This window comes from Pseudomonadota bacterium, from assembly GCA_010028905.1.
Classification (GTDB): Bacteria; Vulcanimicrobiota; Xenobia; order RGZZ01; family RGZZ01; genus RGZZ01.
The window spans coordinates 1-8137 of record RGZZ01000222.1; the positions used below are offsets into that span (position 1 = coordinate 1).

Below are 8137 nucleotides of genomic sequence, written 5' to 3' on the forward strand. Positions count from 1 at the left end.
GGCACGTCGGGAGAGTCGACCGAGCCGTTCAGCTGCGCGCTCTACACGGGCGCGGCGAACGTGGTTCGCCTCGACGCGCACGCGGTCGAGAAGCTCCCCACGCACATCGTCACGGGCACCCAGCCCGGAACCGTGCGCCTCGAAGCGGTGGGCGCGAGCGCCGATCGGTCTCGCGTGGCCCACGTGCAGGTCACCGTCACGCCCCCTCCCACGCCAGCCCAGACCGCCGCTCCCGTGAGCACCCTTGGAGCCGACACCGTGGTGCTGGCCGAACCACAGACCCATCGCCTCGTCGAGGTGAGGCTCGACAGCGCGTCGTTCGTGGCCTACGGCAGCCTCGGCCCACAAACCAGGCAACTGAACGGCCCGCGCTCTGCGGTCACCGACGCCCAGGGGCGCATCTATGCGGCCGACGCGGGCAACCATCGCGTCGTGCGCATCGACGACATCAGCGGCGCGGGAGCCGTGACGTACGGCGGCTTCGGAACGCTGGCGGGGCCGCGGGGGGTGCACGTCGACGCCCAGGGGCGCATCTATATCGCCGACACGGGAAACAGCCGCATCGTGCGCATCGACGACATGAGCGGAGCGGGCTTCCTCGAACGCAAGCTCGCCCCAGGCAGCGTGCCGGTCGCGGTGCGCACCGACAGCGCGGGGCGGGTCTACGTGGCGGACGCGTCCGGCAGTTGCATCCACCGCTTCGACGACATGCAGAGCGACCGCGCTGTCGACCTCGTCGCGCCGCCGCGCGCAACCCCCTCGGAATCGAGCGCCCGACCCGCGATGCTCCCCCTGCGCACGCCGCACGACCTCGTGCTCGACGCCCAGAACCGCGTCTACGTCGCCGATACAGGGAACGATCGCATCGTGCGCGTCGACGACGTCTCCGGCCGTGGGTGGACCCCCTTCGACGGGCGAACCGCCGGCGCCACGCCGTTGCGTGCACCGAGCGGCGTCCGCCTCCTGCCAGACGGACGCATCGCCATCGCCGACACGGGCAACAACCGCCTCGTCATCATCGACGATATGACAGGCGCGGGCTTCAGGGTTGTCGGAGCCCCCGGCGCGGGAGGCGGAGAGCTGACCGCACCCGAAGACGTGGTGCCCTGACAGCCACGCGCACTCGGCGCCCTACGGCGCCAGCAGCCTTCCCACGAAGATGATGGTGCCCGTGTGGTTGTCGCGTATGGCGAACATGAACGGATGATCAGCGCGCACCAGCGGAACCTCGGGCGGTTTCGCTGGAACTTCCCCCTTGCGCACCACGGCGATGCCGGTGGAGGCAGTGGCCTCTGTTCCGACCTCGTTGACCTCCACAAAAGCCTTGTGAACCGCCAGCCCGATCTTGATGGGCTCGCGGCACACCCCCTCGAAATCAGCCAGATCAGACCAGGCGAGGGGAACCCCGAGGCGCCGCGCATCCTGCTTCTCGATGCGGAAGCCGCTCTCGAGCTTGAATCGCGGAAGCCACAGCTTCACTTCCCTGAGGGAGAGGCGTTTCATCCATTCAGTGAGCTTCGCGGCCGTGAGCGATCTCTCGAGCCCTTTCAGCCCCTCGCGCTGATCGGGAACCAGCACCACCAGCGAGAGATCGTTGTTCACGTAGGGGATTCCGACGATCTGCAGGCCCTTGGCCCGGCAATACGCCAGCTCGTCTTCACGATGCATCAGGGCGACCGGCTTGGAGCGGGTGGCCGTGGTGTAGAACGGCTGCTGCTCGGTGCGCCTGGCGCTGAACCCCATGGCCCATGCGGCTTTGAAGTAGACTGCGTTCGCCAGGACGAGGCGCGTCGATGGCGTGAGATCGCCAGGCGTCAGGATGTCGCGGATCTTGTTGTGCGTGAGACGCGACACGGTGCCGTTGATCTGCTGGCAGACGGCCTCGACTTTCGAGAAGCTCACCCGCGTGAGCCCCCCATGAAAGCACTTCTTGATCAGGCCCACGAAGGCAGCGTTCAGGTCGAGGTCGTTCGCCAGCCACAGCCCATTGGCCACCGACAGCGCGTAGCGACCGCGCCGAGCGCGCGCCGTGAGCGCGTCGCTCAGGGCGCCGAGCCCCTGGTCAGCCGTGCTGGCCGCGCTGTCGAACGAGAACACGCTCGCCAGCTGCTGGGCCGTGGCCCCGCGGCTGCCGCCGTAGACCATGCCGAACGCCATCGACAGGCTGAAGGGCGACAGAAAGACGTTCTTTCCCGGATGCAGACGCGCCTGATCGAGATAGATGCGCACGGCAAACACGTTGTTGCCGTGCGCCGCGCGCTCGAGGGGCGACTTCGCGGGCGCGGCGCACGCCGCCGTGGATGCGACCAGAGCGGCCAGGCAGACAGCCGAGACAAGACGTGCGCAGCGGCGCTTGAACGATTGGACCATGTTCAACCCCCTCTTCACGGCTCTCGTGAGCATCAGCATCACGAATCCAGGCGCAGGTTTGCAGATGACCGACGTGCGAGGTCTTCGCCCGTTCACGAAACAGCCCCTCTCCACGAACCTGCACCGACCCTGCAGAGGACAGACGAGGGCGAGGCGGGGTATGCTCAGTCACGGGGGGAGAACATCCGCGCCGTTCGACAGAGGATTCGCACCCTGTGCACCCGAAGTGTTCTTTGAAACGTCTACCCGCCAGATGCGTCCAACCTGAGACTTAGGGAGAGCAGACATGAGCACCGACACCCAGGCCAAGACAGCCGCGCCAGAGACCAAGGCCAAGGCGGCCGCAACAACCGAAACCGCAGCAGAGGCTTCATCCTGCTCGGCCTCAGCCTGTGAGACCGAAGAGACGCGCGAAGAGCGCGCCCTGTGCGCGATCAAGAAGTACATGTACGGCAACGCGGCGGCGTCGCTGGTTCCCGTGCCGATTCTCGACCTCGTGGCCGCAACAGGAATCCAGCTGGCCATGGTGCGCGCCGTGGCGAACATCTACGACGTTCCCTTCAAGCAGGAGGCGGCCCGCGAGGTGATCACCACGCTCATCACCGGCATCGGAACCCGAAGCCTGGGCCTGGGCGTCGCGCTCAGCTTCGTGAAGCTCGTCCCTGGTGTGGGCACGGCACTTGGCATGGTCTCGCTGCCCGTGATCACCGGGGGCCTCACCTACGCGGTGGGCAAGGTCTTCATCATGCACTTCGAGGCGGGCGGCAACCTGCTCAACCTCGACGCCAAGAAGATGCGCGCCTACTTCAAGCAGCAGTTCGAAGAGGGTCTCGAGCAGGCCAAGGCTGCGGCCAAGGAGCAGTCAGGCGCTGCGAAGTAGCGTCGCCACGATGACAGAGGGCTGAGGCGCCGCAGGCGCCTGGCCCTTTTTCTTTGGCAGGCGCACGCCTCGAATCGCGGCGGTCAGTCCACGCCTGCGGGCCACGCCCCTCTACCCCCTACTCGCTGAAACGGGAAACACACTTCACGGTGCAACAGACCATCGCTCTCCTCCGGTCGTGGGACCCGAAAGCAGCCCGAATCGTCGTGGCGCTCGCGGTGGTTTCTGGTATTGCCGACGCCCTGCTGATGATCACGGCCAGCGCAGGCCTGTCTCGCGCAGTCGCCGGGGAGAGGCCGACGTTCGTGCAGATCGCGACCTACCTGGCGCTCTTCGCCACCTCGAACCTCACGCTCTCTCGCGCCATCTCGATCACCTGCAACGAGCTCGAGCAAAGCCTTCGAACGCTGCGTGAGCGCATCGTCGACAAGATTCGACGTACCGATCTGCTCACGGTCGAACGCCTGGGAAGCAGCAAGCTCTACACCGAGCTCACGCAGGATTTCGACACCATCTCGCTGCGACTGCCCGCCCTTCTCACGAACATGCAAGACGTGGTCGTGCTGCTTCTCACCACCCTCTACATCGCGTGGATCTCGCTCTCCGCGCTGGTCGTCGTGGCCATCCTGACCGCACTTGTGATGCGGTGGTACACGCGCGTTGCCGACAAGATGCAGTCCAGGTACTTCTCGATGCTCGAGCGTCAGAACGCCCTCATCCATCTGATTCAAGGGGTCATCGATGGCTTCAAGTCACTTCGGCTGAGCACACGCAAGACCCAGGCCGTTCAGCGCAACATCGACGCTGAGAGCCGCCGCCTCGAAGGCGAGATGCGCAGCTTGGGGGTCGAGAACTCTCTGGGCTCCAGCCTCAGCATCGCCTACACCTTCGTCTCACTCGGATGCGTTGTGTTCCTCGTCCCCCTGATCGACCCCAAGATGAAGACAGTCATCGTGGAGATCGCCACCCTTCTCCTCTTCAGCCTCTCTCCACTGGCCGGTCTGGCATCGGCACTGCTCTCGACCACGCAGCTCGAAGCGCGCCTGCTATCGCTGCGCGGCATCGAGAGCGCACTGACGGCCGTCACGCCCCCCCCTGCTGACGACACGACGAAGACCGAGACCTTCGCGCAGCTCCGCGGCTTCGAGCGCCTCGAGTACCGCGGCGTGACGTTCCACCACAGAGATGACGACCAGGTGCTCTTCACATGCGGCCCCCTCGACTTCACCCTCGAGCGAGGGGAGCGCGTCTTCGTTGTGGGGGGAAACGGGAGCGGCAAGTCAACGTTCATGAACCTGCTGTGCGGCCTCTACGTACCCGACGCCGGCACGGTCAGCGCTGACGGTCTCGCCGTGACCGACACGAACCGAGATGCCCTGCGCGAGCAGTTTGCCGCCGTGTTCACCGACTTCCACCTGTTCGACCGCTTCTACGGGCACGAAGATGTCGCCGCGGAAACGGTGAACCAGCACCTCACCGAGCTCTCCCTGGCGCACAAGGTCACCTATCGCGACGGCGCCTTCTCCACCCTCGACCTCTCGAGCGGCCAGCGAAAGCGCCTCGCGCTGGCGGCGGCGCTCGTCGACGACAAGCCGGTCTACCTGTTTGACGAATGGACGGCCGATCAAGATGCCGAGTTCCGCAAGCGCTTCTATGACGAGATCCTGCCCCGTCTTGCGGCACAAGGAAAGACCTGCGTGGTGGTGACGCACGACGACCGCTACTGGGACAAAGCCGACCGCGTCATCAAGCTCGACGGAGGGCGCATCGTCTCTGAGACACGCCCCGCGACCGCGACCGCCAGGCCGTAGAAGAGCGGTTTGCGACGGCGTGCGCAGACAGAGCGTCTCGTGAGGCGGCCTCACAGGCCCCTCAGAGGCAGGAGCGGCCTGGGTTGCGTAAGAATACACGCCGACGTTCCAGAATTCCAACCAGTTGAGGTAGACAGCGCATGGCCCTTCCATCTTCCCCGCACAGAGACGAGCTCGTCGACATGCTCTCGACCGGTGTGCATCCTGTAACCGTGTCCCCCGGCAACAAAGACGACTGGCGCGGCCTGAAGAAGCGCATCGAGATCGGCGTTGTCTGGGTACGATTCGTCGAGACGCACACAGAGCTCGGCTTCCATCTCGTGCCCGCGGAATGCGACTTCTCTGAGGCCGACTTCGAAGGCGAAGGGGGTCGCGTCCGTCTCGTCGGCACGCTGGTGCTCAACGACGTGCCCGTGCGCGGAATCGCCGAGGTCACGCTCCCCGAGCTCACGGGAACCGGTCGGCTCGAGGTGCGCGCGTAGACCACGGTCTGGAGGTTCCGCCCCGCGACCTGAATGCAGGAACCAGGCTCCTCCAGAGACAACTTCTCTCCTGCTGTGCCGGCAGTCCATTCCCACCTGCCAAGAGAGGCCTGAGATGAGCATCCACGACGACGAAGACACACGCACCTACCGCGTGCTGGTCAACCACGAAGAGCAGTACTCGCTCTGGCTCGAGTACAAGGACATCCCCAACGGGTGGCGCGACGCCGGCATGATTGGCAGCCGTCAGGCCTGCATGGCCTGGGTCGACGAGGTGTGGACCGACATGCGCCCCCTGAGCCTGCGCAAGCACATGGAAGAGACCGCCGAGGCCCGCAAGGCCCAGTATGAAGAGGCCAAGGCCGAGCTCGAGGCCATCCGCGCTGCCATCGCCCGCGAAGCCGCCGAGAGCAGCACGGCTGCCAGCCCCGAAACTGCAGAGGCAAGCGCCGGCTGACGGCGACGCCTCTCGGGAACGGGCGATTCGCGCAGACAGCTTCTCGCATCGTCTCCCCGTGAGCTCTGTGGTGTACATCTGCACCACAGAGCGTCTTCGCTTTTCCTCTCCGCAATGCGCCAGAACGCATGTGCACGAATTGACACGCGCCGTCCCACCGATCGGTGCAGTATGAGGCCGGTGTCTACTTGAACGCGGATTCGAAGCGCTACCCCCTCACCCACCCCCAGCTGCGCATCTGGAACACCGAGCAGCTCTGCCCAGGCAGCGGGGTGGCCAACCTCACCATGCAGGTGACGCTTGAGGGGACGCCAGACCTCGACGCACTCACCACCGCCATCCACGAGGCGGCGGCCGCGTTCGACTGCCTGTGGCTCCAGCTCGAACGTCCCGACGACGAGACAACGCCGCCCGTGCAGTACTTCACGAATCCTGCCACATTCGACCTCGAACGGGTGACGCTCGCCGCCGATGACCTCGAGGCATGGTGCGCTGCCCAGGCCGCACGTCCGCGCGAGCGCTTCGACACCCAGCTCTTCTCGTTCACCCTGCTCACCTGGCAAGACCACCACGGCTTCCTCTTCGTGGGCCATCACGCGGTGTGCGACGGCACCACCTGTGATCTGCTCATCGGCGACATCGTGCGCCGCTACGAGGCCCACCGCAGCGGGGTGGCCTGCCTCCCGGCCACGTTCGGGAGCTACCGCGACTTCATCGAGGCTGAGCAGGCCTACAAGGCGTCTGACGATTGCGCCCGCGACCGGGCCTTCTGGACCGCGCACCTGACGCCGCTGCCCGAGTCGCCCGTGCGCGCGCTGGGCAAGCCATCGTACGGCGACTACGCCGTACAGACCACCCGACGCACCCTCCCCGGCGGCCCTGTAAACGCCCTGATCACGCGCACCGACAAAACCACGGCATACCTCGTGGTGAAGGCTGCCCTCACCCTGGTGCTGCATCGATTCGCGCAGATGCGCCGCCTCGCGATCGCCTTCGTTGGACATGGGCGGTCGACACCTGCGCTGCGAGACACCGGCGGCATGATGGTAGGCACCTATGCCACCGCCTCCGAGATCGACCCCCAGCAGGGATTCGACGAGATGCTCGCCTCGACCGCACAACGCGTGCGCACAATCATACGAACGCACGGAGCCTACCCCATCGACATGCTGCTGCGCGAGATCAGTGCGGGCGGCGATCTCCTCGACGTATGCATCGCGGGCCACCCCGATCTGTTCGGCACCCACCACAATCAGCGCTACTATTCCCCTGGCCTGCAGCCAGAGGCGCTCGTGGTGCACGTGAACTTTGATCAGCCGAGAAAAGACGCGTCCGTCAACCTGATCTACCTCTGGCGACCAGCGCTCTTCACCGAAACAGAGATCACGCGCATCCACGAGACGCTCGTCCGCTTCATTGAACTCGCTGCAGCAAACCCACACGCGCCGGTCGCCACGTACCCCCTGCTCTCGCTGCAGGAACGCGACGGCGTGCTGCAATGGGGGATCGGCGCTACGACCTCTAAAGCGACCACCGAGCCAATCTCCGATCTGACCCGGGCGGGCAGATCGCTACCGACCTCACCCGACTCGCCAGCACTTCTGCACGCCGCATTCGAGCATCACGCCGACGCGACCCCACACGCCGTCGCGCTGATACGTGGCCATACGCATCTCACCTATGCCGATGTCGATCGCCGCGCCAACCGCATCGCGCACGCATTGCTGCGCGGTGGTCTCGCACCGGAGGAGCCGGTGGCCATCTGCCTTCCCCGTGGCGTAGACGCCTTCGTCGCCGCGCTCGGCGTGCTCAAGGCGGGCGGCGCGTTCGTGCCACTCAACCCCGAGCACCCTGCACAACGACGAGCAGCACAGATGCGGCTCGCCGGCGCGAGAACGCTCATCGACACCCACTTCATCGAGCGCCTGAGCGCCACGCTGCCCTCGGCCCGACCGTGCGTGCCGATACATCCGCTGCAGACCGCCTACATCATCTTCACCTCCGGCTCGACGGGTGAGCCCAAGGGCGCAAGCATCAGCCACAGCGCTGTGTGCAACAGCATCACAGGCGAGCGAGCGACACGGGGCCTGCGGGCAGCGCACTGTGTGCTGCAGGTGGCGGCACTGACCTTCGACGC

General features: G+C 65.8%; 7 protein-coding genes. 6 read left to right on the top strand and 1 reads right to left on the bottom strand.

Going from position 1 to position 8137, the window contains the following annotated elements:
• The coding region (locus EB084_14800; protein ID NDD29527.1) for a hypothetical protein at nucleotides 1–1110 on the top strand (1110 nt) is incomplete at its 5' end.
• A 21-nt stretch (nucleotides 1111–1131) separates the two neighbouring features.
• Here the strand turns inward: EB084_14800 and EB084_14805 are convergent.
• Nucleotides 1132–2466, bottom strand: a complete 1335-nt coding sequence (locus EB084_14805; GenBank protein NDD29528.1) for a serpin family protein — start codon at nucleotides 2464–2466, stop codon at nucleotides 1132–1134.
• 190 nt (nucleotides 2467–2656) lie between these two features.
• On the opposite strand from EB084_14805, the gene EB084_14810 reads away from it, so the two are divergent.
• From EB084_14810 to EB084_14830, 5 genes are all read left to right on the top strand, one after another.
• The gene (locus EB084_14810; protein ID NDD29529.1) at nucleotides 2657–3250 is read left to right on the top strand and encodes a DUF697 domain-containing protein; all 594 of its coding nucleotides are present in this window, start codon (nucleotides 2657–2659) and stop codon (nucleotides 3248–3250) included.
• Nucleotides 3251–3303: 53 nt separating this feature from the next.
• Nucleotides 3304–5061, top strand: a complete 1758-nt coding sequence (locus EB084_14815) for a cyclic peptide export ABC transporter (GenBank protein NDD29530.1) — start codon at nucleotides 3304–3306, stop codon at nucleotides 5059–5061.
• A gap of 140 nt (nucleotides 5062–5201) precedes the next feature.
• A complete protein-coding gene (locus EB084_14820) occupies nucleotides 5202–5543 on the top strand; it encodes an MbtH domain protein (protein ID NDD29531.1) in 342 nt (113 codons plus the stop codon).
• A gap of 115 nt (nucleotides 5544–5658) precedes the next feature.
• Nucleotides 5659–6000 (top strand): hypothetical protein, encoded by a 342-nt coding sequence (locus EB084_14825; GenBank protein ID NDD29532.1) that lies wholly within the window; start codon nucleotides 5659–5661, stop codon nucleotides 5998–6000.
• A gap of 164 nt (nucleotides 6001–6164) precedes the next feature.
• Nucleotides 6165–8137, top strand: a 1973-nt coding sequence (locus tag EB084_14830; protein ID NDD29533.1) for a hypothetical protein, incomplete at its 3' end; no start/stop codon positions are given.